Annotated in this window: 20 protein-coding genes; 7 read left to right on the top strand and 13 right to left on the bottom strand. The window is 71.7% G+C overall.

Annotated features, from left to right (window positions below):
* Positions 1-119: 119 nt before the first annotated feature.
* Positions 120-2687, top strand: coding sequence for an aminopeptidase N (gene pepN, locus AA23TX_RS26655; protein WP_155547323.1), 2568 nt, complete (start codon positions 120-122; stop codon positions 2685-2687).
* A 66-nt stretch (positions 2688-2753) separates the two neighbouring features.
* Here the strand turns inward: pepN and AA23TX_RS26650 are convergent, their stop codons facing one another.
* Both AA23TX_RS26650 and ctaJ read right to left on the bottom strand, forming a co-directional pair.
* Complete coding sequence (locus AA23TX_RS26650) at positions 2754-3242, bottom strand: DUF5130 family protein (RefSeq protein ID WP_155545560.1); 489 nt, start codon at positions 3240-3242, stop codon at positions 2754-2756.
* Positions 3229-3483 (bottom strand): aa3-type cytochrome oxidase subunit CtaJ, encoded by a 255-nt coding sequence (gene ctaJ / locus AA23TX_RS26645; protein WP_155545559.1) that lies wholly within the window; start codon positions 3481-3483, stop codon positions 3229-3231. The genes AA23TX_RS26650 and ctaJ overlap by 14 nt, the downstream gene beginning before the upstream one ends.
* Positions 3484-3779: 296 nt before the next feature.
* On the opposite strand from ctaJ, the gene AA23TX_RS26640 reads away from it, so the two are divergent.
* Positions 3780-4151: a hypothetical protein gene (locus tag AA23TX_RS26640; RefSeq protein ID WP_155545558.1), complete on the top strand. Its 372-nt coding sequence runs from the start codon at positions 3780-3782 to the stop codon at positions 4149-4151.
* A gap of 117 nt (positions 4152-4268) precedes the next feature.
* Here AA23TX_RS26640 and AA23TX_RS26635 read toward each other — a convergent pair whose 3' ends face one another.
* A complete protein-coding gene (locus AA23TX_RS26635) occupies positions 4269-4766 on the bottom strand; it encodes an HNH endonuclease (protein WP_155545557.1) in 498 nt (165 codons plus the stop codon).
* Between the two features lie 358 nt (positions 4767-5124).
* Between AA23TX_RS26635 and AA23TX_RS26630 the strand changes: the two genes are divergently transcribed.
* The 3 genes from AA23TX_RS26630 (at position 5125) to AA23TX_RS26620 (ending at position 8249) form a co-directional block, all read left to right on the top strand.
* Positions 5125-6111, top strand: a complete 987-nt coding sequence (locus AA23TX_RS26630; RefSeq protein ID WP_196425542.1) for a mechanosensitive ion channel family protein — start codon at positions 5125-5127, stop codon at positions 6109-6111.
* Positions 6112-6253: 142 nt separating this feature from the next.
* Complete coding sequence (locus AA23TX_RS26625) at positions 6254-6637, top strand: globin (RefSeq protein ID WP_155547321.1); 384 nt, start codon at positions 6254-6256, stop codon at positions 6635-6637.
* A gap of 58 nt (positions 6638-6695) precedes the next feature.
* Entirely contained in the window at positions 6696-8249 is a 1554-nt protein-coding gene (locus AA23TX_RS26620) for a glycoside hydrolase family 13 protein (RefSeq protein WP_155545556.1), read from the top strand.
* Here the strand turns inward: AA23TX_RS26620 and AA23TX_RS26615 are convergent.
* The 8 genes from AA23TX_RS26615 to AA23TX_RS26580 form a co-directional block, all read right to left on the bottom strand.
* On the bottom strand, positions 8246-8680 hold the full coding sequence (locus tag AA23TX_RS26615; protein ID WP_155545555.1) for a hypothetical protein: 435 nt from the start codon (positions 8678-8680) through the stop codon (positions 8246-8248). The two genes, AA23TX_RS26620 and AA23TX_RS26615, sit on opposite strands and share 4 nt — an antisense overlap.
* A gap of 39 nt (positions 8681-8719) precedes the next feature.
* Positions 8720-8968 carry a hypothetical protein gene (locus tag AA23TX_RS26610; protein WP_155545554.1) on the bottom strand — a complete coding sequence of 83 codons (249 nt, stop codon included), beginning with the start codon at positions 8966-8968 and terminating at the stop codon, positions 8720-8722.
* Between the two features lie 52 nt (positions 8969-9020).
* Positions 9021-9656 (bottom strand): DUF8010 domain-containing protein, encoded by a 636-nt coding sequence (locus AA23TX_RS26605; RefSeq protein WP_155545553.1) that lies wholly within the window; start codon positions 9654-9656, stop codon positions 9021-9023.
* Positions 9649-10068 (bottom strand): acyl-CoA thioesterase, encoded by a 420-nt coding sequence (locus AA23TX_RS26600; RefSeq protein ID WP_155545552.1) that lies wholly within the window; start codon positions 10066-10068, stop codon positions 9649-9651. The genes AA23TX_RS26605 and AA23TX_RS26600 overlap by 8 nt, the downstream gene beginning before the upstream one ends.
* Positions 10065-15050, bottom strand: coding sequence for an NAD-glutamate dehydrogenase (locus tag AA23TX_RS26595; protein WP_155545551.1), 4986 nt, complete (start codon positions 15048-15050; stop codon positions 10065-10067). The genes AA23TX_RS26600 and AA23TX_RS26595 overlap by 4 nt, the downstream gene beginning before the upstream one ends.
* A 444-nt stretch (positions 15051-15494) precedes the next feature.
* Positions 15495-18053 (bottom strand): hypothetical protein, encoded by a 2559-nt coding sequence (locus tag AA23TX_RS26590; protein ID WP_155545550.1) that lies wholly within the window; start codon positions 18051-18053, stop codon positions 15495-15497.
* 16 nt (positions 18054-18069) lie between these two features.
* Positions 18070-19746, bottom strand: coding sequence for an energy-dependent translational throttle protein EttA (ettA, locus tag AA23TX_RS26585; RefSeq protein ID WP_155545549.1), 1677 nt, complete (start codon positions 19744-19746; stop codon positions 18070-18072).
* Between the two features lie 135 nt (positions 19747-19881).
* Positions 19882-21900, bottom strand: coding sequence for a bifunctional copper resistance protein CopD/cytochrome c oxidase assembly protein (locus AA23TX_RS26580; RefSeq protein WP_196425540.1), 2019 nt, complete (start codon positions 21898-21900; stop codon positions 19882-19884).
* Between the two features lie 56 nt (positions 21901-21956).
* Here AA23TX_RS26580 and AA23TX_RS26575 point away from each other — a divergent pair, with 56 nt between their 5' ends.
* Positions 21957-22595, top strand: a complete 639-nt coding sequence (locus AA23TX_RS26575; protein WP_155545548.1) for a histidine phosphatase family protein — start codon at positions 21957-21959, stop codon at positions 22593-22595.
* On the opposite strand, the gene AA23TX_RS26570 is transcribed toward AA23TX_RS26575, so the two are convergent.
* Together AA23TX_RS26570 and AA23TX_RS26565 are read right to left on the bottom strand one after the other, a co-directional pair.
* Positions 22569-23720, bottom strand: a complete 1152-nt coding sequence (locus AA23TX_RS26570) for a sensor histidine kinase (protein ID WP_196425701.1) — start codon at positions 23718-23720, stop codon at positions 22569-22571. The two genes, AA23TX_RS26575 and AA23TX_RS26570, sit on opposite strands and share 27 nt — an antisense overlap.
* A 197-nt stretch (positions 23721-23917) precedes the next feature.
* Positions 23918-25096: an MFS transporter gene (locus AA23TX_RS26565; RefSeq protein ID WP_155545547.1), complete on the bottom strand. Its 1179-nt coding sequence runs from the start codon at positions 25094-25096 to the stop codon at positions 23918-23920.
* Between the two features lie 212 nt (positions 25097-25308).
* Here AA23TX_RS26565 and AA23TX_RS26560 point away from each other — a divergent pair, with 212 nt between their 5' ends.
* Complete coding sequence (locus AA23TX_RS26560; protein ID WP_155545546.1) at positions 25309-25692, top strand: peptidase inhibitor family I36 protein; 384 nt, start codon at positions 25309-25311, stop codon at positions 25690-25692.
* Positions 25693-25817: the final 125 nt, after the last annotated feature.

Below are 25817 nucleotides of genomic sequence, written 5' to 3'. Positions count from 1 at the left end.
ACACCCCCGCACAGCGGGCCAACACCCGGGGGCCCGGGCTTGTTCCCCATCGCCCACCACCCCGTCCCCATGATTGGATGCGGGGAGTTGAAAACCGATACCAACGACCAGAGGTGCCTGTGCCCGCCCCCAACCTGACCCGCGACCAAGCCAAGCTGCGCGCGGACCTGCTCGACGTCACCGGTTACGACATCGAGCTGGATCTCACCGACGGCCACGGCGGCCCCGGCGAGAAGACCTTCGCGTCGAAGACGACCGTCCGGTTCTCCAGCGCCCGGGCCGGCGAACGGACGTGGGTCGACATCGTCGCCGACCGCGTGCATTCGGCCACCCTGAACGGCACCGACGTCGACATCAGCGCGTACGTCGAGGACAAGGGCATCGCGCTCGCCGACCTGGCGGAGGCGAACGAGCTCACCGTGACCGCCGACTGCCGGTACATGAACACCGGCGAAGGCCTGCACCGGTTCGTCGACCCGGTCGACGACAGCGTCTACCTGTACACGCAGTTCGAGACGGCCGACGCCAAGCGGATGTTCGCCTGCTTCGACCAGCCCGACCTCAAGTCGGTCTACCGGCTCACCGTGATCGCGCCGAAGGACTGGAAGGTCGTCTCGAACACGGCCGTGGAGTCCGCCGAGGAGACCCCCGAAGGCGCCGTCCGCACAGTGTTCAAGGAGTCCGAGCGGCTCTCGACCTACCTGATCGCGCTGATCGCCGGGCCGTACGCCGAGTGGCGCGACGAGTACACCGACGAGCACAAGACCATCCCGCTCGGCATCTACTGCCGCGCGTCGCTGGCCGAGCACATGGACGCCGACCGGCTGTTCACCGAGACCAAGCAGGGCTTCGGCTTCTACCACGAGAAGTTCGGCACGCCCTACCCGTTCTCCAAGTACGACCAGCTGTTCGTGCCCGAGTTCAACGCGGGCGCGATGGAGAACGCCGGCGCGGTGACGTTCCTGGAGGACTACGTCTTCCGCAGCCGCGTCACCCGCTACGCCTACGAGCGGCGCGCCGAGACGCTGCTGCACGAGATGGCGCACATGTGGTTCGGCGACCTGGTGACCATGCGCTGGTGGGACGACCTGTGGCTGAACGAGTCGTTCGCGACCTTCGCGAGCGTGCTGGCCCAGGCCGAGGCGACCGAGTACAAGAACGCGTGGACCAGCTTCGCGAACATCGAGAAGTCGTGGGCCTACCGCCAGGACCAGCTGCCCTCGACGCACCCGATCGCGGCCGACATCGTCGACCTGCACGCGGTCGAGGTGAACTTCGACGGCATCACCTACGCCAAGGGCGCGAGCGTGCTCAAGCAGCTCGTCGCCTACGTCGGGCTGGACCACTTCCTCGACGGCCTGAAGGTGTACTTCGGCAAGCACGCCTGGGGCAACGCGACCCTGGCCGACCTGCTGGGCGCGCTGGAAGAGGCGTCCGGGCGCGACCTGTCGTGGTGGAGCGCGCAGTGGCTGGAGACGACCGGGCTCAACTCGCTGAGCCCGCGCTACGAGATCGGCGCGGACGGGAACTTCGCCTCGTTCGCCGTCGTGCAGTCCGGCGCGAAGCCGGGCGCCGGTGAGCTGCGCACCCACCGCGTCGCCGTCGGGATCTACGACGAGGACGGCTCGGGCAAGATCGTCCGGACCCAGCGCGTCGAGCTGGACGTCGACGGCGAGCGCACCGAGGTACCCGACCTGGTCGGCCGGCCCGCGGGCAAGCTCGTGCTCGTCAACGACGACGACCTGACGTACTGCACCATGCGGCTCGACCCGGCGTCGCTGACGACGCTGATCGACCGCGTCGCCGACATCACCGAGCCGCTGCCGCGGACGCTGTGCTGGTCGGCGGCGTGGGAGATGACCCGCGAGGCCGAGCTGAAGGCCCGCGACTTCGTCACGCTGGTGCAGCGCGGCATCCACACCGAGACCGAGGTCGGCGTCGTCCAGCGCCTGCTGCTGCAGGCCCAGACGGCGCTGAACTCCTACGCGGAGCAGGAGTGGGCGGCTTCGCGCGGCTGGCCGGCGTTCACGACGCGGCTGCTGGAGCTGGTCCACGCCGCCGAGCCGGGCTCGGACCACCAGCTGGCCTTCGTCAACTCCCTCTCCGGGTCGGTGCTGGACGAGGCGACGCTGGCCGTGGTGGCCGGCTGGCTGGACGGGTCGGCGCCGCTCGACGGCCTGACGGTGGACACGGACCTGCGCTGGCGCCTGCTGCACGCGCTGGTCGCGCACGGCAAGGCGGACACGGCGGAGATCGAGGCCGAGCTGGCCCGCGACAACACGGCGACGGGCCGTCGCCAGGCGGAGCGCGCCCGCGCCCTGCGCCCGACGGCGGAGGCCAAGGCCGACGCGTGGCAGCGCGCGGTGTACGACGACGAGCTGCCGAACGCGGTCAGCGACTCGCTCATCTCGGGCTTCTCCCACCCGGGCCAGAAGGCGCTGCTGGGCTCGTACGTCCCGCGGTACTTCGAGGTGATCGACGAGGTGTGGCAGCGGCGCTCCAGCGAGCGCGCGCAGCCGATCGCGATCGGGCTGTACCCGTCGTGGGCGGTGGCCCCGGAGACGGTGACGGCGTCGGACGCGTGGCTGGCCGGCGAGCACTCGCAGGCCCTGCGCCGGCTGGTTTCGGAAGGCCGGGCGGGCATCGTCCGGGCTTTGGCCGCCCGGGACTTCGACGCCCAGGCCTGACGGCCAGCGCCGGACGTAAAAGAGCCCCGCACCTCGGTGAGGTGCGGGGCTCTCGCGTCCGTTGCGTCAGCGGGGCGCGGGGCCCGCCTGGTCGGACAGCATGCGCAGCGCGTTCGCGAGGCCGTTCACCAGACCGCGCACCAGGTCGCCCTCCTTGAAGGACGCCACCATGCTCGCCACCGCGAGCTTGCAGCCGCGGTCCGGGAGACGGACGTGGGCCGTCTTGCCCGTGACGATCTCGATCAGCTTCTCGCCCGGGGAGACCGCGATCAGGACCGCGTTCGCCGGGTTCGCCGTCGTCGAGTGCAGCTTCTCCGCCGCCGACCGGCTGTCGGTGCCCAGTTCGCCGAGGTACAGGCTGAAGTCGAGGCCGGTCTCCCGGCTCGCGAACGTCAGCGCCTCGTCGAGGCGGGCCAGCTGGCGGGTGGTGAAGGGGCTCGTCGGCGCCTCCGGCTCGTACATCTTCGCGGCCGACACGCGGCCACTCGACGTCAGAGCCTCGCCGTAGCCCAGTTCGGACTCGTCGACGCGCTTCGTCAGCTCACCAGTTGCCACGAGCGCCTCCTGCCGCGGTCGGGGCGCCCTCGGGCGCGCTGTTCTCGGCGCCGGCGTGCCGGTGCCCGGCGCCGACCCCGTCGGGGTTGGCGCTCCACCACATGGCCGGGTAGTCCCAGGCCTGGCCGGACCGGTACCGCGCGGCGCCGCCGGACCTGCGCCGGAGCGTCAGCAGCCCGGCGAGGCCGTAGATGGCCAGCGGGATCACGGCGAAGACCAGGATCGTCTCGACGATGTTCACGGCGGTGAGCGTATCGGATGACCTCCGCAGACACTTCAGCCACCGAAGCCACGGCGTGTACCGCACTCGACCGTTCGTCGTAAGCCGACTGCCGTCCGCCGCTTGGCTCGCGGCCGATGGAACGTTGGGGCGAAGACCTTCGGGCCGAAAGGTTGCAACTCAACGTACAGGCGGCCGCACCCGCCGCTGTCGCCTTGTCGCAGCCTTGAAATCCTCGTAGCTTTTTCACCTGTACGGGCCTTGCGCCCCGCTCCTCAGCCCCAGCAGGTAACGCACCGGTCCCAGGAGGCCTTGCCATGAACAGCGTCCACACCCCCGCACAGGCGATCACCGAGACCACCTCGTCACCCAGCGAAATCGAATTCGTGCCCGGAACGCGTGTGACGGCGGGCACAAGGGTTACCCGCGGTACACGCGTCACTCGCGGTACACGCGTCACGGCGGGAACACGCGTCACCATGGGCACCCGGGTGACGGCGGGGACGAGGGTCACGCGCGGTACGCGGGTCACCCGGGGCACCCGCGTCACGATGGGCACCCGCGGGACGGCCGGCACGCGCGTCACCTGCGGCACCCGCGTCACGCGAGGCACCCGGGTCACCCGCGGCACGCGCGTCACCATGGGGACCCGCGTCACCTGCCAGAGCGACTACGCGCTCGCTGCCTGACCGGTCACTCCTGGGGACGCACGCACTTACCTGAAGACGCGCAAGCACCCGGCTCGCCCCGGCCGCCGCAAGGCAGCCGGGGCGCCGGCATGTCCGGGCCCGGTCAGCCGGGCGACGTCAAGCCGCGGAGCCGAGATAAGGCCGCCACAGCGGGTCGGCCTCTTTGGAATGCGCCAGCAGGCGCCAGTGCGGGCCGTGCGGGGCCCGCGGGACGACGCGCAGCCGCCAGCCGATCTCCGAGAGCAGCCGGTCCGCCTTGCGGTGGTTGCACTTGGCGCAGCAGGCGACGCAGTTCGTCCAGGCGTGAGGTCCGCCACGGCTGCGCGGGATGACGTGGTCGATCGTCTCGGCCCGCCCTCCGCAGTAGGCGCAGCGGTACCGGTCGCGGTGCATCAGCCCGGCGCGGGTGAGCGGCACCTTCGCCCGGTAGGGCACGCGCACGTACGTGCTGAGCCGGATCACCGAAGGCACGGGCAGCGACACCTTGGCCGAATGCAGCTCGACGCCACCCGGATCGCCGTGCACCACCTCGGCCTTGCCGCACATCACCAGCACCACGGCCCGGCGCAGCGGCAACGCAGTGAGGGGCTCGAAGGTGGCGTTGAGCAGGAGCACCCGGCGCCGGCCCCAGGCCGGGGCAGCCGGATCCCGGCCTCTACTACGCTGACCGGGCGGGCGGGTAATGCCCCCTGGGCGGTTCCCCGGCCCGGCCGGGACGGCACCGCCGGATGCGGTACCCCCCGGATAGGCGCGCAGGACCACCTCTGGCGTCTCGGCGGCCATGGCTTGGCCGGAGACGCCGCGGGGGCTGGGTTGTCGGTCTGGCACTCGACCACCTCCAGGGGCGTAGGCATAGTCGACCACAGAACAGGCCCCCAGCGCACGTGTGTTACAAGACGTGTCACATCCGCGCGACCCAACATCCACTCGAAGTTGGGAAAACCGACCTGATCGGAAGGATGATCGAACCCCCGTGTTCCCCTTGCTCTCCGCCGACCCGCCATGCACCACCGATCCCAGCACCTTCTGCTACACGGTGTTCAAGGCCACCGGCAACGCATGGCTGGGCGGCTCGGCGAACTGGCTGCTGACCAAGCCGCTGAAGATCCTGATGATCATCGTGATCGCGTTCGTCGTGCGGCTGCTGATCAGGCGGATGATCAACCGCGTCACGACGCTCCCCCGAGGCAGCGGCAAGCTCCCGGCCCTGCTCCGCCCCCTGCGTGAGCGCGCCCCCGAGGTGCTCGGCTCCGCCGTGATCGAACGGCGCCGCCAGCGCGCGCAGACCATCGGGTCGGTGCTGAAGTCGATGGCGACGTTCCTGGTCTACGGCCTCGCCTTCATCCTTGTGCTGGGCGAGCTGGGCCTGGACCTCGGCCCGATCATCGCGTCGGCCGGCATCATCGGCGTCGCGATCGGGTTCGGCGCGCAGAACCTGGTGAAGGACTTCCTGTCCGGCATCTTCATGATGGTCGAGGACCAGTACGGCGTGGGCGACGTCGTCGACGTCGGCGAGGCGACCGGCACCGTCGAGGCGGTCGGCCTGCGGATCACCACGCTGCGCGACGTCAAGGGCACGGTCTGGTACGTCCGCAACGGCGAGGTGCTCCGCGTCGGCAACTCGAGCCAGGGCTTCGCGGTCGCGGTCGTCGACGTCCCGCTCGGGTACACCGCCGACGTCGAGCGGGCGGCCACCGTACTCGGCGAGGCGGCGTCGTCCGCGACGGCGAGCGACGCGCTGAAGGACCACGTCCTCGAGCCCCCGGAGATGCTGGGCGTGGAAAGCGTCACCCCGGAGGGGCTCCAGCTGCGCCTGACCGTGAAGGTGCGCCCGGGCAAGCAGTGGGCGGTCCAGCGGGCGCTGCGGGCCCAGCTGCTGGCGGCCCTGGAGGAAGCCGGGTTCGACCCGCCGCTCGGCCGGCTGTTCCCGAGCCCCGTCCCGGCGGTCGAGAAGAAGTAGCGGCCCGCGGCCGGGTCGTGATGTACCTCACGACCCGGCCCGCGTGGTTACGCTGGGAAACGGGTTCGCGACCTTCCGGCGAGGGGCGGGACCGGGCGTCGGGGACCCGCACCCGGAAGGCAAGATGGAAGGCGTGTCTGCAGTGAGCGAACCGGCGAACCTCTACGAAGCGGTGGGCGGCGAACCCACGTTCCACCGGATCGTCGCGCGGTTCTACGAAGAAGTCGCGCGGGACGAGATCCTGCGCCCGCTCTACCCCGAGGAGGACCTCGGCCCGGCCGAGGAGCGCTTCCGGCTGTTCCTCATGCAGTACTGGGGCGGCCCGCACACCTACTCCGACCAGCGCGGGCACCCACGGCTGCGGATGCGGCACGCGCCGTTCAAGATCGGGCCGATCGAGCGCGACGCCTGGCTGCGCTGCATCCGGATCGCGGTCGACGAGGAGAACCTCGAGGAGCCCTACCGCGGGCAGCTCTGGGCCTACCTGGAGATGGCGGCGCACAGCATGATGAACAGCTTCGTATGAGAGCTGCAACATCCGGGGCTGCGCCCCAGGCCGGGGGCTCCGCCACCCGGAGCCCCCGATGAGACCCGGGGGAGCCTGGTGGCAGGACGCCGTCTTCTACCAGGTCTACGTGCGCTCGTTCGCCGATTCGGACGGTGACGGCGTCGGAGACCTGGAGGGCATCCACTCCAGGCTCGGTTACCTTGAGCTGCTGGGCGTGGACGCGCTGTGGCTGACGCCGTTCTACCGCTCGCCGATGGCCGACCACGGCTACGACATCGCCGACCCGCGGGACGTCGACCCGATGTTCGGCACCCTCGGCGACTTCGACGTCCTGCTGACCGAGGCGCACAAGCGCAACATCAAGGTCACCGTGGACGTCGTCCCCAACCACACCAGCAACCAGCACGCCTGGTTCAAGTCCGCGATGGCGGCCAAGCCGGGCAGCCCGGAGCGCGACCGGTACATCTTCCGCGACGGCGTCGGCCCGAAGGGCGAGGACCCGCCGAACAACTGGGTCAGCGCGTTCGGCGGCCCGGCGTGGACCCGCGTGCCCGACGGGCAGTGGTACCTGCACCTGTTCGCGCCACAGCAGCCCGACCTGAACTGGGCCAACCCGGAAGTCGCCGCCGACCTGGAACGCACCCTGCGCTTCTGGCTCGAACGCGGCGTCGACGGCTTCCGCATCGACGTCGCGCACGGCATGGCCAAGCCGCCCGGCCTGCCGGACATGGACCCGCGCGCCGACGCGCTCGGGCCGAGCCACTACTACGACCCGCGCTGGGACTACGACGGCGTCCACGAGATCCACCAGATGATCCGCAAGGTGCTCGACGAGTACCCGGAAGCGATGGCCGTCGGCGAGATCTGGGTGACCGACGAGGAACGCCTGTCCCGGTACCTGCGGCCCGACGAGCTGCACCTGGCGTTCAACTTCCGGCTGGTGCTGACCCACTTCGACGCGGACGCGATGCGCACGGCCATCCAGCGCTCCCTGACGGTGCCGGCTCGCACGGGGGCACCTGCGACGTGGACGCTGGGCAACCACGACGTCTGGCGGCAGGTCAGCCGCTACGGCGGGGGTGCCGCGGGCGTGCGGCGCGCGCGGGCGATGGCGCTCGTGGAGCTGGCGCTGCCCGGCGCGGTCTACCTGTACAACGGCGAAGAGCTGGGCCTGGCCAACGTCGAGATCCCGCTCGCGGAGATGGCCGATCCGCGCGCGAAGACCAGCGGCGCCGAGTTCGGCCGGGACGTCTCGCGGGTGCCCCTGCCGTGGGAGGGCGACCTGCCGCCGTTCGGGTTCTCGCGCAACCCGCGGACGTGGCTGCCGATGCCGGCTTCCTGGGCCGGTTTGACGGTCGAGAAGCAGATCGAAGACGCCGACTCGACGCTTTCGCTGTACCGCCAGGCGATCGAGCTGCGGAAGACGCACTCGGCGTTCGGCGGTGACGAGCTGGAGTGGTACGGCGCTCCGGCCGGCTGCTTCGCGTTCCGCCGCAAGGGCGGCGGGCTGGTGTGCGCGCTCAACACGTCCGCCACGCCCATCGCGCTGCCGCCGGGTGAGGTACTGCTGAGCAGCAGCCCGCTGGTGGACGGCAAGCTGCCGGCGGACGCGGCCGCCTGGCTGGTTTAGAGCGGCACCCAGCGGCCGGGCTTGACGACGTCGGCCGCGTCGGGCACCGGGGCGTGCGTGAGCTGGTTGACGCGCTGGTGCGACAGGCCGAGCAGGTCGGCGATCGCCCGCTGCGAAATCTGCCCGTTCAGCGTGGAGACCAGGCGGGCGCGGACCCCTTCGCGCCACTCGGCCACGTCCTCGGCGATCCGGTGCGCCTCCTGGTACTGCAGGACGAGGTCGGTCGCGTCCGCGTCGTCGAACTCGTAGCGCCACCGGAGGTAGAACCGCTCCGGCGGGAGACCGGTCTGGTTCGCGACGATCTTCCGCATGCCGGGGTCGATGTCGGTGAACCGCTTGAACTCGGCCGCGGCGTCGAGGCCGTCGGTCACCTTCGCGGTCCAGACACCGGCTTCGCGGGTCACGATCACGGTGAACGCCGGAAACCTCATCGCTCGCCTCTCCCACGGGAAGGCGCGGACTCTAACACGTCAGCCGCTTTGGTTGCCGGAGCCGTCATCGAAGGCACCGCTCGCCAGCCACGCCACGAGGGCCGCGGCCTGGAGGTAGGGCGCAGCTTGGGCGGCCGCCCGGCCCGCCGCTCGCGTGCGGCCCCACCTCTCAGGACGCTCGGCGCGCTCCGGCGCCTGCTCCCCCGGCGGGCGGTCGCGCCGCCACGGCGTCTCGTCCGCGCGGACCTCGTCGAGGAAGTCCGCGGTCGGGTCGTCTTCCGAGGGCATGCCTCCAGGGTGCCACCGAACACGGGGCCGCGCCCCTGCCGTAAGGAAACCGTCAGAACAGCAGCGGCAGCAGCGCGTGCCGGCGCCGGACGATCGCGCCGTAGCGGGCGTCCAGGCGCAGCCACGAGTCGGTCGCCGACACGCGAACGACGTCCTCGGCCAGGTCCGAGTCCACGAAACCCATGCCGGACATGGCGAACAGGCAGCGCATCTGGACCTTGACCTCGGTCGCTTCGCCGGACACGGTCAGCACCGCCTGGTCCATCAGCGACGCGGGCGGGTTGCCGTGCGGGCCGGCGTTGTCCCTGGCCAGCGTCACGCCCCGGTCGGCCAGCTCCGCGACGACGCGCGCCGGCAGCTCGTCCACCAGCGGCCAGCGGCCGGACGGCGGCAGCTCGCCGTGCCACAGCAGGTCGCGGGCCGGGCCCGGGTCCATCTTCGGGCCGCCCGCGACGGTCAGCGCCGCCAGCAGCTCGTTGCCGGACACCGTGACGTCGCCGGGGGTCACGTCCCCCGCCACCGCGCGCGTCGCGAAGCACTCGAACGGCGTCGCCGTCCAGGCCTCGACCACGCCGTCGCCGCGTTGCCGCAGGCGGACGGCCGTCTGGCCGTCCAGCCGGACCGCGCGGGCGACGAACGCACCGAGGGTCTCCCGGTCCGCCGCGTCCGGTACGAGCAACTCAGGCATCCGCGAACCCCTGCTTCAGAAACTCCGACTCGGGCGGGCTGAGCCTACGCGGCCGCAACGCGACCGTGTCGTACGGCGCCAGCACCGTCTCCGCCGTCACCGCGACCGGGTCGGACTCCGCCGGCCCGGTGTGGACGCGGTAGGCCAGCGTGAAACTCGCCGCGCGCAGCTCCGTCAGGTCGATGCCGACGCGCAGCTCCTGCCCGGACACCACGATCGGCGCCTTGTAGGCCACCTCCAGCTTGACCACGACGATGCCCTTCGGCAGCTGGTCGAGCCCGGCCTCGACGGCTCCCTTGAACAGCAGCGGGATCCGCGCCTCTTCGAGCAGCGTCACCATCTTCGCGTGGTTGATGTGGCCGTAGACGTCCATGTCCGTCCAGCGCGGGCGGACGTGCGCAACGTAGGTCACCGCACCGTGCTCCGGATCTGGCGGGCCGCCACCGAAAGCGTCGCCAGGTCGAGCCGGCCGGACTTGTGGATCTCGTCCAGCGCGACGCGCGCCCGCTGCAACCGGGAGGAGTTCGTCTTCTCCCACTGCGCGATCTTGGCGTCCCCGGACGAGCCGGGATCGCTGTGCCGCAACGCGTCCAGCGTGATCGCCCGCAGCGAGCCGTAGACGTCGTCGCGCAGCGAAAGCCGGGCGAGCGCGTGCCAGCGGTTGCCGCGTTCGAGCGCGCTGATCTCGGTCAGCATCTTGTCGATGTCGAGGTGGTCCGAAAGCGCGTAGTACAGCTCCGCCGTCTCCGCCGGGCTGTGCGTCGCGTCCACGCCGATCTGCTGCTCGGCGAGCTCGGCCACCTCGGTGACGTCGAGCAGGCCGTAGGTGTGCAGCAGCAGCGAGACGCGGTGGGCCAGCGCCTCGGGCACGTTCGCGGCCATCAGCTCGTCGGCGTGCTTCTGCACCGACTCGGCCTCGCGGCCGCGCAGCAGGTCGCCGATCTTCGGGACGAGTTCGTCGAGCACGCGGCCGAAGCGCTGGATCTCCGACAGCGGCGCCAGGGGCTGCGGCCGGTTGGTGAGGAACCAGCGCGCCGCCCGGTCGAGCAGCCGCCGCGTCTCCAGCACCATGGCGTTGGCGACGTCGGTGGGCACGACGTTGTCGAGCGCGTCGATCTCCTGCCACAGGGACGGGAGGTCGAACACCTGCGTCACCACCGCGTACGCGCGCACCGCGTCGGTCGCGGTCGCGCTCATCTCCTCCATCAGCCGGTAGACGAAGGAGATGCCGCCGCCGTCGACCACCTCGTTGGCGACGAGCGTGGTGATGATCTGGCGCTTCAGCGGGTGTTCGCCGATCGCGGGGCCGAACCGCTCGCGCAGCGGCTTCGGGAAGTACTCGGGCAGGCGGGCCGCGAACACCTTCGAGTCGGGCAGGTCGCTGGCGAGCAGCTCGTCCTTCAGCTCGAGCTTGACGTGCGCGAGCAGGGTCGCGAGCTCCGGCGACGTGAGGCCCTTGCCCGCCTTCTCCAGCTCGCGGAACTCGGAGTTGCTCGGCAGCGCTTCGAGCTTGCGGTCGAAGGCGCCGGCGGACACGAGCGCCTGCACCTGGCGCGCGTGCACCGACACCATCGGCGCGGCGTGCGCCCGGCTGACGCCGAGGACGGCGTTCTGCCGGTAGTTGTCGGCCAGCACCAGCGCGCCGACCTCGTCGGTCATCTCCGCCAGCAGCTCGTTGCGCTGGGCCTCCTCGAGCTTCCCGGTCTGCACCAGGTGGTCGAGCAGGATCTTGATGTTGACCTCGTGGTCGGAGCAGTCGACGCCGGCCGAGTTGTCCAGCGCGTCGGTGTTGATCTTGCCGCCGTTGCGGGCGAACTCGATGCGCCCCAGCTGCGTGAGGCCCAGGTTGCCGCCTTCGCCGAAGACCTTGACGCGCAGCTGCTTGCCGTCGACGCGGATGGCGTCGTTGGCCTTGTCACCGGCGGCCGCGTGGGTCTCGGACTCCGCCTTGACGTAGGTGCCGATGCCGCCGTTCCACAGGAGTTCCACCGGGGCCAGCAGGATCGCCTGGATCAGGTCCATCGGCGCCAGCGCCTTGACGTTCTCGTCCAGGCCGAGGGCTTCCCGGACCTGCGGGCTGATCGGGATCGACTTCGCCGTGCGCGGGTAGATCCCGCCGCCCTCGCTGATCAGCGAGCGGTCGTAGTCGTCCCACGAGCTGCGCGGGAGGTCGAACAGCCGGCGGCGCTCGGCGAACGTCGCCGCGGCATCCGGGTTCGGGTCCAGGAAGACGTGCATGTGGTTGAACGCGGCGACGAGCCGGATGTGCTCCGAGAGCAGCATGCCGTTGCCGAAGACGTCACCCATCATGTCGCCGATGCCGACGACGGTGAAGTCCTCGGTCTGGGTGTCCTTGCCCAGCTCGCGGAAGTGCCGCTTGACGCTCTCCCAGGCACCCTTCGCGGTGATGCCCATGGCCTTGTGGTCGTAGCCGACCGAGCCGCCGGAGGCGAACGCGTCGCCCAGCCAGAAGCCGTACTTCGCGGACATCTCGTTGGCGATGTCGGAGAACTTCGCGGTGCCCTTGTCGGCCGCGACGACCAGGTACGAGTCGTCGGCGTCGTGCCGGACGACGCCCGGCGCGGGCACGGTCTTGCCCTCGATCCGGTTGTCGGTCAGGTCGAGCAGGCCGGAGATGAACATGCGGTAGCAGGCGATGCCCTCGGTGAGCTGGGCGTCGCGGTCGATGCTCGCGTCCCCGGTCGCGGCCGGCGGCATCTTCACGACGAAGCCGCCCTTCGCGCCGACCGGGACGATCACGGCGTTCTTGACCGCCTGCGCCTTGACCAGGCCGAGGATCTCGGTGCGGAAGTCCTCGCGGCGGTCCGACCAGCGCAGACCGCCACGAGCGACCTCGCCGAAGCGCAGGTGCACGCCCTCGACGCGCGGCGAGTACACGAAGATCTCGAACTTCGGCCGCGGCTCGGGCAGGTCGGGCACGCCGGCCGGGTCGAGCTTGATCGCCAGGTAGGTCTTCGGTTTCCCGTCGGCGTCGGTGACGTGGTAGTTCGTCCGCAGCGTGGCCCGGATGACGGCCATCAGGCGGCGCAGGATGCGGTCCTCGTCGAGGCTGGTGACCTCGTCGATCATCGCGCCGAGCTCGCTCGCGAGCGCCTCGGTGGCGGCTTCGCGGTCGGCGTCGCCCAGCTGCGGGTCGAAGCGGGCTTCGAACAGCCGCAGCAGCTTCGTCGCGACCTGGGTGTGGTTCAGCAGCGTGTTCTGGATGTAGTCCTGGGAGAACGCGCTCCCGGCCTGGCGCAGGTACCGCGAGTACGCGCGCAGCACGGCGGCCTGGCGCCAGGTCAGCCCGGCCCGCAGGACCAGGCCGTTGAGCCCGTCGACCTCGGCGTAACCCCGCCAGGCGGCCTCGAAGGCGTCCTGGAAGCGACCGCGCAGCTGCTCGACCGCGTGGTCGTCGCCCTCGTCGAGCATCTTCTGCGCGACGCGCAGGCCGAAGTCGTAGATCCAGCAGGCACCGCCGTCTTCGCGGTGCAGCTCGTACGGCCGCTCGTCGACCACCTCGACGCCCATCGCCTGCAGCACGGGGAGCACCTTCGAGAGGGTGACGCCTTCGCCGCGCAGGTAGAGCTTGAAGCGCCGTTCGCCCGGCTCGGCGTCGGCCGGCCGGTAGAACGACAGCGCGAGGTCGCCCTCGTCGGTCAGCGAGTCGAGGGCGCGGAGGTCGGCCAGCGCCTCGCCGGCCGAGAAGTCCTCCTTGTAGCCCTCCGGGAAGACGCTCGCGAAGCGCTGGCCCTGCTCGGTCGCCGACTCCTCGCCGAGGACGCCCACGGCGACGCCGCCGTCCGAGCGCTCACGGCGTTCGTCGAGGACCGCCTCGACCATCCGGTCGTCCCAGCTGCGGACGGCGCTGTTCAGCCGGTCCTGGATCTTCGCGGTGTCCGGCTCGAGCCGGCGCGCGGGATCGGTGTGGACCATGAAGTGCACCTGCGCGAGGACGGTCTCGCCGATCCGCGCGCTGTACTCGAGCTGGGTGCCTTCGAGCTCTTCCAGCAGGACTTCCTGCATCGCCAGCCGCGACCGCGTCGTGTAGCGGTCCTGCGGGAGGTAGACGAGGCAGGAGTAGAAGCGGCCGTAGGGGTCGCGGCGCAGGAACAGCCGCAGCCGGCGGCGGTCCGACAGCGTGATCGCGCCGGTGGTCGTCGCGTACAGCGAGTCGGTGTCGGCGGAGAACAGGTCGGCGCGCGGCCAGTTCTGCAGCACTTCGAGCATCCGCTGGCCGGAGAAGGACTCCATCGGGAACCCGGCGCGGTGGATGACCTCGCGGACCCGCTTGCACACCACCGGGATGTCGAGCACGTTCTCGTGCAGCGCGGTGGTGGTGAACATGCCGAGGAAGCGGTGTTCGCCGGTGACGTCGCCTTCGCTGTCGAAGGTCTTGACGCCGACGTAGTACGGGTAGACCGGGCGGTGCACGGTCGAGGGCGCGCTCGCCTGGGTCAGCACCAGCAGCGCCGGCGAGAGCGCGGACGCGGCGGTGTCCGGACCGGCGGTGAGGCCGCGGGCGGCCAGGCTGTCCTGGCGCAGCACGCCGAGCCCGGAGGCCAGCACCGCGCGCAGGGCCGGCTCGTCCGAGTCCGGGTGCGGGTTGTCGATCAGCTCGTAGCGGCGGTAGCCGAGGAAGGTGAAGTGGCCGTCGGCCAGCCAGCGCAGCAGCCGGGCGCCCTCGGCGACCTCGGGCTGGGGCAGGTTCGGCGGGTCCGTCTCCAGTTCGCTCGCGAGCTGGCAGGCCGTCTGGGCCATCTTCTCGGCGTCCTCGACGACCTCGCGGACGTCGCCCAGGACGCTGGAGAGGCGGTTGTCGAGCTCGCGGGCCCGGTTCGGGTCGGTGACGAAGTCGATCTCGATGTACATCCACGACTCGGCGGCCGAGTTCGCGGGCGGCTCGGCCGGGTCGGCGTCCGGGTGGACGTCCTGCAGCTCCCCGGTCAGGTCGCGGCTGACGACGACGATCGGGTGGACGATCCGCTGCACCTGCACGCCGTCACGGGCGAACTCGGCGGCGATCGAGTCGACCAGGTAGGGCATGTCGTCGGTGACGACCTGCACGACGGTGGCTTCCCGCGCCCAGCCGTCTTCGGCGACGGTGGGGTTCAGCAGCCGCACGGCCGGGCGGCCGGGCATCCGGGACTTGGCGAGCTGCAGGTGCGAGCGCACGGCGCCGACCAGGTTGACGGGCTCGTCGCCGACGATCTCCTCGGCCGGGATGTGCCGGTAGTAGAGCCGGATGAGCTCCCCGATCTCCGGGGCCAGGCCGGCGGCGGCGTCGATCAGGTCGTCCCTGATCTGCTCCGGGCTGGCCGGGGACCGCTGGCCGAACTCGGGTTCGGTTTCGGCTCCGGTTCCGGGTAGGGACGAGACTCCGGTCGAGCTCATTTGAGGCAACTCTCCAGTATTCGTGAGGTGGCACCGCGCCGGTTCGGCGTTGAGTCCGGCCACCCCACACTAATGCGCTCCGGTCGGGGATCACATGAAGACCCGGGGGTTCCCCAGTGTCGGAAAACCCTTCCGGGCCAGCGGATTCGCGTGATCGGTCAAGCTACTGACGGGTTGCGTTCCGGAGCCTCCCGCGGCGCTGACCAGCCTGGCTCCGCGCGCATTACCCGACGTAGGGCCGACATGATCGGTTCAGCTGAGGGCATGCGGAGCCGTTCGGCGAACGTTGTCGGCCGGTCGGCGACACCGGGGTGCGACGGACGCCACTGTCGAGGGGCCCCGGGCAGGTCGGCGACGAATAGGGGTGCTTCGGCGCGGAAGCGCCGCTTCGGTGGAACGGCCAAGGGCGGGCGACCCGGATCCGAGGGCCGCCGCGGGCCTCGGTCAGTCGCCCGAGCCGTGCCGGCGGGAGTCCGAGACCTCGGCTCCGTGGCCGTTGCGGCCGTGACCGTTGCGACGGCCGGTGTCGTTCGATCCCAGCTTCTTGACGAGCGCCGCCGCGCTCGCGGTGCCCGCCTGGTGCTCGGCCAGCGCGCGGGCCAGGAGGTCGGCGAGGCCCGCGTCCGGCGGGGGCTCGTCCTCGGCGATGGCGCGCGCGTAGCTCTCCGGGAACGGTGCCGTCGCCGGCGTCCAGTGGCCGAAGTCCTCCATCGGCTCCAGCGACGGCGGCATCCGCAGCCGCGGCAGCCAGGGCTCAGCCTCGTCGCGGTAGTCCGGCACCGACGGCGGCTCGTCCTCCGGCCGCGGCGGCGGCGCCAGCTCCGGCTGGGCCTCGGCGCGTTCCCGGCGCGGGCTTTCCGCACCGGACTCGGTTTCGCGCGGGCTTTCCGCGTCTTCCGCCCGGCGACGGCCGCCGCTCGCACCGCCCGACGACGAAATCCCCAGACGGTCCAGCACCGACCGGGCGGCCTCCGAACCGTGCTCGGCGTCGTGCCGGGTCGACGGCTGCGGTTCGCGCCGCGCCTCCCACGGCTCCCGCTCGGCGGCGGGCTCGGGGGCGAGCGGCAACGCCGGCGTGATGCGCGTGGGCGCCGACTCCCGTTCGGCGGCGGTCTCCCGCAGCCGCGATTCGGCGAGTGCCGCCCAGGAGAACTTGGGCTTCTCGCTTTCCTGGGGCGCCGGTGGCTCGACCGGTTCGCCGTTGGTTTCGGGCCGGCGCTCGGGCACGCCGCGGACTTCGATCGGCTCGGCGGGGACCTCCGGCGCGCGCCGGCGTCCGGACGGCTGCGCTTCGACGGGTTCCGGCGGAATCGGCGGCGCCTGGCCGGGCGACGCACGCCGCCACGGCGGGTCGACGATCGCCGACCGCACCTCGACCGGCTCCGGCTCGCGCCGGCGCGCGGGTTCGACGCGCTCCGGCTCGACCGGCCGCACCTCGACGGGCTCGGGTTCCCGCCGCACGGACTCGACCTCGGCTGACCGCACCTCGATCGGCTCCGGCTCGCGCCGGCGTCCCGTCGGCCGGCCCTCGACCGGCTCGGGCCGCCGCCGTTCCACGACCACCGGCTCGGGGCGCACGCGAGGCTCCGCGGGCTCGTCCCGCACCGCCGGCAGCACCGACGTCTCGGCCGCGTCGGCGGTCACCCGCGGCCGCTCGAACGACCACGCGGGGGCCGGTTGCCGCGGCTCGGGCTTCGGGGTCTCCTCCTCGCGGCCGAACGACCACGCCGGCGTCGGCGGCTCGACCGCGGCGGCCGGGGCCGGGGCCACCGGAACCGCCACGACGGCCGGGACGACCGGGACCGGCCGCGCCGGCACCGCCTTCAGCACCTCGTCGAGGTCGACCGACGCCGGCTCCCCCGAGCCGAACTCGCCGGCCAGCACGCTGCACGCCTGCCGCCGGGCCCGCGCGTGGAGCTGCTCGGCCGCCCGCGAGCGGTACAGGCACGCGATGGCTTCTTCGGCCTGCCCGAACCGCTCCTGCAGCTGCGCCAGCTCCAGCCACAACCGGGCGGTGACGGCGGACATCCCGTGGCGGTCGGTGCTCGCCACGGCTTCGCGGACCAGCTCGATCGCCGCTTCACCCGAACCCGAGGGCAGGTGGATCCGCGTCGCGACGGCCAGCCGCAGCCAGCCCAGCGGCGCGACCCCGGCCGCCCGCACGGGCTCGGCCAGGATCGGCTCGGCGATCTCGTACGCCATTTCGGCGTCACCGCGGTCGAGCAGCGTGCTCACCAGCAGCAGCACCAGCCGGATCCGGACGAGACCGCCGTCGTCGGCCGGGTTGTCGAGCTTCTCCAGGAAGCCCAGGCCGGTCCGGGCGGCGTCGGCCGCCGCGGTCAGATCGCCGTGGCGGCGCCGGTGCGCGGCCGTGCCGACGCGCAGCAGCGCCCGCACCAGCAGCTGGGTGTCGGCGCTCAGGGACTCGTCGCCGAGGACGAGCTTGTCCGCCTCGACCAGCGCCCGGTCCAGCTCGGCCTTCCGGCCCAGCAAGCCGAGGCAGCCGACGAGGTGCGTCAACGCGGCGGCGCGGTGCACCGGCGAAACGACGGGGTCGGTGAGCACCGGCCGCAGCGCGGCGAGCCCGGTCAGCGGCACGCCCAGGCTGCGGGCGCACACGGCGAGGTCGATGCGCAGCCGGGCGGCGATGTCGCCGTAGCCGGCGTGCTCGGCCGCGCGCAGGGCCGCGACGGCGCGCCCGACCGTGCCCGGCCGCTCGCCGAGGCGGACGCGCGCGGACACGACCAGGCTCTCGGCCCGGATCCACTGCTCGTCGGCGCCGGCGGCTTCGGACAACGCGGCCGCGCGCTCGCCGAGGACGAGGGCGAGCTCGGGCGCCCGCAGGTGCAGGGCGTCCGCCCGCTCGATCAGCCGTCCGACTGCGGAGAGGGTTCCCCCGGCATTGGCGGCGCGCCCGCTCTCCCCCGCCGACGCACGTCCTCCCGCGGAGGCGGCGTTCGACGTCGAGAGCGGGCCCGTCCGGTGCTGCTTGCTGGCTTCCACGGGGAAACCCGCCCCCTCAGTCGCGGGTCAGCTTGCGGTGGGTGACACGGTGCGGGCGGGCGGCCTCGGCGCCCATCCGCTCCACCTTGTTCTTCTCGTACCCTTCGAAGTTGCCCTCGAACCAGAACCACTGCGACGGGTTCTCCTCGGTGCCTTCCCAGGCCAGGATGTGCGTCGCGACCCGGTCGAGGAACCACCGGTCGTGCGAGATCACGACGGCGCAGCCGGGGAACTGCTCCAGCGCGTTCTCCAGCGAGCCCAGCGTCTCGACGTCCAGGTCGTTCGTCGGCTCGTCGAGCAGGATCAGGTTCCCGCCCTGCTTGAGCGTCAGCGCCAGGTTGAGCCGGTTGCGCTCACCACCGGAGAGCACGCCCGCCGGCTTCTGCTGGTCCGGGCCCTTGAAGCCGAACGCGCTGACGTACGCGCGCGACGGCATTTCGGTCTGCCCGACGTGGATGTAGTCCAGCTCGTCGGAGACGACCTGCCACACGGTCTTCTTCGGGTCGATCCCGCCGCGGTTCTGGTCCACATAGGACAGCTTGACCGTCTCGCCGATCTTGACGATGCCGTCGTCCGGCTCCTCGAGCCCGACGATCGTCTTGAACAGCGTGGTCTTGCCGACGCCGTTCGGGCCGATCACGCCGACGATGCCGTTGCGCGGCAGGTCGAACGACAGCCCGTCGATGAGGACGCGGTCGTCGAAGCCCTTCTTGAGCTTCTCGACCTCGACCACGACGCTGCCCAGGCGCGGGCCCGGCGGGATCTGGATCTCTTCGAAGTCGAGCTTGCGGTGCTTGTCCGCCTCCGCCGCCATCTCCTCGTAGCGGTCGAGCCGCGACCGGGACTTGGTCTGCCGGGCCTTGGCGTTGGACCGCACCCACTCGAGCTCGGTCTTCAGGCGCTTCGCGAGCTTCGCGTCCTTCTTGCCCTGGACGGCGAGGCGTTCCTGCTTCTTCTCCAGGTACGTGGAGTAGTTGCCCTCGTAGCCGACGACGCGGCCGCGGTCGAGCTCCATGATCCACTCGGCCACGTTGTCCAGGAAGTACCGGTCGTGGGTGACGGCGAGGACGGCGCCGGCGTAGCGGGCCAGGAACTGCTCCAGCCACAGGACACTTTCGGCGTCCAGGTGGTTGGTGGGCTCGTCGAGCAGCAGCAGGTCGGGCGCGGACAGCAGCAGCTTGCACAGCGCGACGCGGCGGCGCTCACCCCCGGAGAGGTGCGAGACACCCTCCTCGGGCGGCGGGCAGCGCAGGGCGTCCATCGCCTGCTCGACGGTCGAGTCGAGCTCCCAGGCGTCGGCGTGGTCCAGCTCCTCCTGGAGCTGGCCCATCTCCTCCATCAGGGCGTCGCTGTAGTCGGTCGCCATCAGCTCGGCGATCTCGTTGTAGCGGTCCAGCTTGGTCTTGATCTCGCCGAGGCCCTCCTCGACGTTCCCCCGGACCGTCTTCTCCTCGTTGAGCACCGGCTCCTGCATGAGGATGCCCACGGTCGCGCCGGGCTGGAGGAACGCTTCGCCGTTGCTGGCCTGCTCGATCCCCGCCATGATCTTGAGAACGGTGGACTTACCGGCACCGTTCGGCCCGACCACGCCGATCTTGGCGCCGGGGTAGAACGCGGTGCTGACGTCGTCGAGGATGACCTTGTCCCCGACGGTCTTGCGCACCTTCTTCATGGTGTAGATGAACTCGGCCATACCGACGATCGTAGAGCGCACCTGATCGCGACCCGACGCCGGTCACCGTCGGACTACCGAAAGTCAGCCCGGGATCACCGAAACCGTCGTTTCGGCCGGCTCCGGGACGGTCTCACCCTCAACCGGAAGTCGAGACTATTCGGCGCGCTTCCCCTCGGCCATGTTCTTCAGCATCGCGTTGTAGGCGTTCAGCTCTTCGTCGCCGGTCGCCGCTTCGCGCCGGTCCCGCCGCTTCGCCTCGCGCTCGTCCTGGCGCGACCACTGCACCAGCAGCGCGATCAGCACGAGCAGCACCGGGAGCTCGCCGGACGCCCAGGCGATGCCGCCGCCGAGCCGCTGGTCGGTGAGCAGGTCGGACACCCACGGCAGGTGCAGCTGGCTGTAGAACGCCCGCCCGATCACGGTCTGCGTGCTCATCAGGATCACGCCGAAGAACGCGTGGAACGGCATCGCGGCGAACATCATGCCGAGCCGGCCCAGGTACGGGATCCGCCGCGGCGCCGGGTCGACGCCGATCACCGGCCAGTAGAAGACGTAGCCGGCGAGCAGGAAGTGCGCGTTCATCACCAGGTGCGCCCAGTGGTAGTTCAGCGCGTTGTCGAAGATGCCGGAGAAGTAGAGCGCGTAGAACGAGCCGACGAACAGCAGCAGCGCGACCACCGGGTGGGTCAGGAACCGCGACACCGGGGAGTGCACGAAGGCGACGAGCCATTCCCGCGGTCCCGGCGGGTCGTCCTTGCCCGCGGCCGGCAGGGCGCGCAGCGCGAGCGTCACCGGTCCGCCGAGCACGAACAGCACCGGCGCCACCATCGACAGCAGCATGTGGTTGCCCATGTGGACGCTGAACATCGCGGGGGCGTAGCGGCCGATGCCGGACGACGTCGCGATCAGCAGCACCACGCAGCCGACGATCCAGGAGACCGTGCGGCCGACCGGCCACGAGTCGCCGCGGCGCAGCAGCCGCTGCACCCCGGCGAGGTACAGCGCGCCCAGGACGAGCGCGAGGGTGCCGTAGACCAGGTCGAAGCGGGTGTCGAAGAGCAGCCGCCACACCGTCGGCGCGCCGTCGAGGTTGTAGCCGATCAGCAGCTCGGTGGTGGACGGCTGGGTGACCGCGTCCGCCGGTGGCGGCGTCCTGGCCAGGCCGGACGCGATCCCGATCGTGACGAACATGATCAGGATCTCGACCGCGGCCAGCCGCATCAGCTGGCCGCCGCCCTTGCCGTCGACGAGGTCCGCGACGCCCTTCCGGCGTTGCTGGTGGCCGAACACGCCGAGCAGCAGCAGCGCGACCGTCTTGGCGACGACCAGGAGGCCGTAGTCGGTGGTGAAGAGATCGTTCAGGCCGATCCGGACCAGCGCGTTGACCACGCCGGAGATCGCCATCACGATCCAGCAGACCAGCGCCAGCCGCGAGAACCGCTGCGCGGCCAGGCTCAGGTGGTTCCCGCGCCGGTAGCCCAGCGCCAGGAGCGCGACCAGCCCGCCGACCCAGAGGGACGCGGCGACGAGGTGGAACAGCAGGCTGTTGGTGGCGACGTCGTGCGAGCCGCCGCTGGCCGAGTGCCCGGTGACCGCGACCGGGACCAGCCCGCCGACGGCCAGGAAGAACAGCACCGCCGTCCAGCCCCACGACAGCGCGAGCCGGCAGCCGAGCGCGACGAGGATCGCGATCAGCGCGGTCCACAACCACGCCTTCGGCTGCTCGATGGCGCCGACGAGGTCGAGCAGCGTCTGCGGGTCCAGTACCTCGCCGAACGGCTTCCCCGCGGTGTCGGCGGCGGTGAAGGCGACCGAGAGCAGGGCCGCGCCGAACCACACCCAGGCGGCGATCCCGGCCGCGCGCAGGGCGCCGTAGCCCTCCGGGCCGAGCGTGCCCGACTTCTGCGGCGGCACCAGGAACGCGGCCAGCAGCAGCGACCCGACGCAGATCACCGACGCGGCTTCGGACAGCACGCGCATGACCGTGATGCCGTACTTGGTGACCAGCCCCGGATCGGGCAGGCCGGCGATGACGTAGCCGGCCCCGCCGGTGAGCGCGATCAACCCGATCGCGACGACCGCGGCCAGCAGCACGCCGACCGAGATCAGGGGCAGCACACTGGCCCGGCGCTGCGCGGGAGCGTCGGATTTCGTCACGGGCTCGCTGGACACGCCCCAGAGGGTATGCCCAGCCCCGGTCACGCCCGTGTGACGGGCAGGATGGGACCGTGAAGATGATCCTGCTGCGGCACGCCGAGTCGCTCGGCAACGTCGACGAGCTCGCCTACACGCGGATCCCCGACCACGCCCTGCCGCTGACGGCGAAGGGCGAGCGGGAAGCGCTTGCGGCCGGGCCGGAGATCGCCCGGCTGCTCGACGGCGAGCGGCCCGCCGTCTACGTCAGCCCGTACCTGCGCACGCGGGAAACGTTGCGGCTGCTGGACATCGAGGCGTCGTGCGAACGGGTGCTGCAGGAGCCGCGGCTGCGCGAGCAGGACTGGGGCAACCTCCAGGACCCCGCCGGCCAGGAGATCCAGAAGGCGCGGCGCAACGAGTTCGGGCACTTCTTCTACCGGCTGCCCTTCGGCGAGTCGGGCGCGGACGTCGACGACCGGGTCGCCGCGTTCCTCTCGGACCTGCGCCTGCGCGACGAAAGTCACCCCGAGACGGTCCTGATCGTGTCGCACGGGCTCACCGTGCGGCTGCTGTGCCGCCGGCTCTTCGGCTGGAGCATCGAGCTGTTCGAGTCGCTGACCAACCCGGAGACCTGCGAATACCGCGTCCTCGAAGAGCACGACGGCAAGTGGGCGCTGGACCGGCCGTTCGCGCAGTGGCGGGACTCACCCGACGGGGAAACCCAGCTCTAGCGGGGCGGTCAGGACGACGCGGGTGCCCTGGCCGGGCGCCGAGTCGATGCGCGCGGCGCCGCCGATCTCGGCCAGCCGGGCGTGGATCGAGTTCTCGATGCCGAACCCGGCGGGGTGCGCGCCGATGTCGAAGCCGGTCCCGTGGTCGCGCACGGACACCGTCACGACGCCGTCATGCTCTTCGAGGCACATGACGGCTTTGCCCGTCTTCGCGTGCTTCAACGTGTTTCGCAGCGCTTCGCGCGCTGCGTCGTGCAGGGAATTGACGACGCTCTCGGGGACTTCAGCGGGCTTCGCGAGCGTGACGAGGTCGACGCGCAGGCCCTCCGCCGTCATCTCGACCGCCAGCGCACCGAGCCGGTGCTCGAGGCCGCCCGGCTCCGCGGGCGCGTCGCCGTCGAGGCTCAGCCGCAGGCGCAGGGCGTGCGCTCGGGCGATGCGGCGGACCTGGTCGAGGCTGCCCACCGGGTCGAGGCCGTCCCGGGGCGCCGGCAGCGCGAGCGACTCCATCACCTGCAGGACCGTGTCGTGCAGGTCGCGCCGGTGCCGCTCCCGCTCGGCGGCGCGGCCGCGCTGCTCCCCCAGCCGGTGCGCGAACCGCATCGCGCCGGCGACGAGCATCACGATCGCCAGCGCCGTCGCGGCGGCCGCGACCAGGGCCAGCACGATCCACGTCGCGGGCGCCGACGTGCCGGACACCACGGCCATGCCGTAGCGCAGGAGCACGGCCCCGGTGATCGCGATCGCGCCGGCCGGAGCGCCGCGCAGCAACGTCCAGACCATGACCGTGCCCATGATGTTCGGCCAGGTCAGGGCGAGCAGACCCGGAGCGAACATGGCCGCGGCGAAGCTCGTGACGAGCGTGTACGCGGTGTCGGCGGCGAGCACCGGCCGGATGCCGGTGCTGCGGTGGAAGACCCAGGCCACCTCGGCCAGGTTCGGCACGAGGTAGAGCACGATGGCCAGGCCGAGCACCGGCGCGCCCAGCGGGGCGCCGGCCCAGATCGCTTGCAGGAACAGCGCGAGCCGGAACGCGACCGGCACGAGCACGAGCCTCGGCACCGCGCCCTGCACGAGCGGGAGCCCGGCTCCGCCGGCGAGCGCCCCCGCGCCGCCGAGCAGCACAACCCTCACGACGTCCTCCCCGGGTCAAGGCCCCTACCCTGACCAGCCCACCTGAACTTGTAACGTCGATAAATTCATTTCAGCTTACGACGCGCTCAGCTTGCCCCGCTTGGTTCCGCACTGTCAACGGGGCTTCGGCGATAGGGGCCGTACGGGGAAGAGACGCGACCCGGGAGCGGGCGGCTCCCGGCTTTTTGTCACGATTCGGCTGTCAGCGCGGCCGCCTCCCGCTGCCGCGCCCGCCGGGCACCGAGGGCGGCGGGCAGGATCAGCGCGGCGACCAGCCCGACGAACCCGAACGCGACGCCGTAGTCCGTCACCTGGGCGATGCCGCCGACGATCGGCGGCCCGCCGAGGAACCCGGTGTAGGCGATGGCGGTGACGAAGCCGATCTCGCGCTCGCCGCCGGTGCCGTCCCCGCGTTTCCCGGCGTCGCCGGCCAGGCTCAGTGCGAGCGGGAACGACGCGGCCAGGCCCGCGCCGGCCAGCGCGAAGCCGAGGTATCCGGCGGCGGCGACCGGGATCGTGGCCGCGGCGAGCAGCCCGGCGGCGGCCAGCACCGAACCCGCGGCCAGGCAGCGGGTGGGGCCGAACCGGCGTTGCGCCCGGGAGCCGGCGAGCCGGGTCAGCACCATGACCAGCTGGAAGCCGGCGAACGCGAGGGCCGCGGCGCCTTGGCCGACACCGCGTTCGGCCGTCATCAGCAAGGCGGACCAGTCCGAGGACGCGCCCTCCGCGATGGCCGAACAGAGCGCGACCGCGGCGAGCAGCCACAGCACCGGACGGCGGATCGGCGCCCGGCCCGGCGCTGCTTCTTCGGTGGGTTCGGGCCGGCTGCCCGGCACCGCGCGGATGACGGGGAGCAGCGCCGCGACGGCGACGACGGCGGCCACGGTCAGGTGGCGCCCCGGGGACCAGCCGTGGCCGGCGGCGAGGCTCGCGGCCAGCGCTCCGGCGAGGGCGCCGACGCTGAACCCCGCGTGGAACTCCGGCATGATCGGCCGGCGGATCCGTCGTTCGACAGCCACGGCGGCGACGTTCATCGCGACGTCGAGCATCCCGACGCTCATGCCGATCAGGAGCAGGGCACCGGCCAGCAGCGGCACGGCCGGCGCGAAGCCGACCAGCACCATCGAGCCGGCCGCGCACCCGGTGCTGCCGGCGACGACCACGCGAGCGCCGGCCCGTTCGATGATCCGGCCGGCCACCGACGCGGCGGCGAGCATCCCGGCACTGGCGCCGAGCAACGCCAGGCCGAAGACCCCGGGCGAGGCGTGCACCTGCGCCGCCAGCGCGGGCGTGCGCGAGGCCCAGGAGCCCAGCGCGAGGCCGTTGACCGCGAAGACGACGAACACCGCAACCCGCGCCCTGTCCATGGAGCCAGCTTGACGGAAGTGCTCACGGCCGGGCTAGCACCTCCTCCGCGCCCCCACAAGACCGTTCGCGGATCTGTGGACAACCGGTTCCCGCCCGGCCACCTGTCCACAGATCCGAAATCGCGGGCTGACAAATCTTCCCCCGCCCGCCAATCTGGAATCACCAGTTCACCGCGGCCCGCGAAGCCGCGATTCCAGAGGGGAAATCCACGATGTCTTCACGCCGTCTCCGCGCCCGCCTGCCGCACCTGCTGATCCTGGCCGCGCTGGGTCTGCTGACCAGCGTCGGCACCGCTCAGGCCGCTTCCGCACAGGAGGAACCGGGGTGCCAGAAGGGCGAATTCTGCCTGTGGTCGGCGGGCGACTACGGCGGCGAGATCCAGCGGTTCGACCTCCGCACCGCGAATCCCGGGGAATGCATTCCCCTGCCCGAGGGATTCTCCGGATCGTCATTCGCGAATCTGCTTACGCGGGACGTCACGGTGTACCAGAGCGAGGAATGCTCGACCGAGGGAGATTTCGTCACCTACCCGGGTGGTGGCACGTACGTGCCGGACGCGCGGTTCCTGGTCCGCGGGATCCAGATCTGGGAGTGACGCCCTGACCCGGGCCCGCACCGCCGCCCGCTCCCAGGGGGGAGAGCCGGCTCGCGGCGGCGGCCGGACCCGACCGGGGCCGCTCCCCCGACAGCGGCCCCACCCCGTGGGCGCGCCCCAGCGGC

It is taken from the genome of Amycolatopsis camponoti (genome assembly GCF_902497555.1).
Taxonomy (GTDB): domain Bacteria; phylum Actinomycetota; class Actinomycetes; order Mycobacteriales; family Pseudonocardiaceae; genus Amycolatopsis; species Amycolatopsis camponoti.
The sequence above is the reverse complement of the archived record's forward strand: the minus strand, read 5'-3'. Positions and strand labels throughout refer to the sequence as shown.

Coding starts and splice junctions, on each gene's coding strand:
- AA23TX_RS26640 (WP_155545558.1), top strand. CDS start 3,780: ATGAACAGCGTCCACACCCCCGCACAGGCGATCACCGAGACCACCTCG.
- AA23TX_RS26620 (WP_155545556.1), top strand. CDS start 6,696: ATGAGACCCGGGGGAGCCTGGTGGCAGGACGCCGTCTTCTACCAGGTC.
- AA23TX_RS26615 (WP_155545555.1), bottom strand. CDS start 8,680: ATGAGGTTTCCGGCGTTCACCGTGATCGTGACCCGCGAAGCCGGTGTC.
- AA23TX_RS26610 (WP_155545554.1), bottom strand. CDS start 8,968: ATGCCCTCGGAAGACGACCCGACCGCGGACTTCCTCGACGAGGTCCGC.
- AA23TX_RS26605 (WP_155545553.1), bottom strand. CDS start 9,656: ATGCCTGAGTTGCTCGTACCGGACGCGGCGGACCGGGAGACCCTCGGT.
- AA23TX_RS26595 (WP_155545551.1), bottom strand. CDS start 15,050: ATGAGCTCGACCGGAGTCTCGTCCCTACCCGGAACCGGAGCCGAAACC.
- ettA (WP_155545549.1), bottom strand. CDS start 19,746: ATGGCCGAGTTCATCTACACCATGAAGAAGGTGCGCAAGACCGTCGGG.
- AA23TX_RS26565 (WP_155545547.1), bottom strand. CDS start 25,096: ATGGACAGGGCGCGGGTTGCGGTGTTCGTCGTCTTCGCGGTCAACGGC.
- AA23TX_RS26560 (WP_155545546.1), top strand. CDS start 25,309: ATGTCTTCACGCCGTCTCCGCGCCCGCCTGCCGCACCTGCTGATCCTG.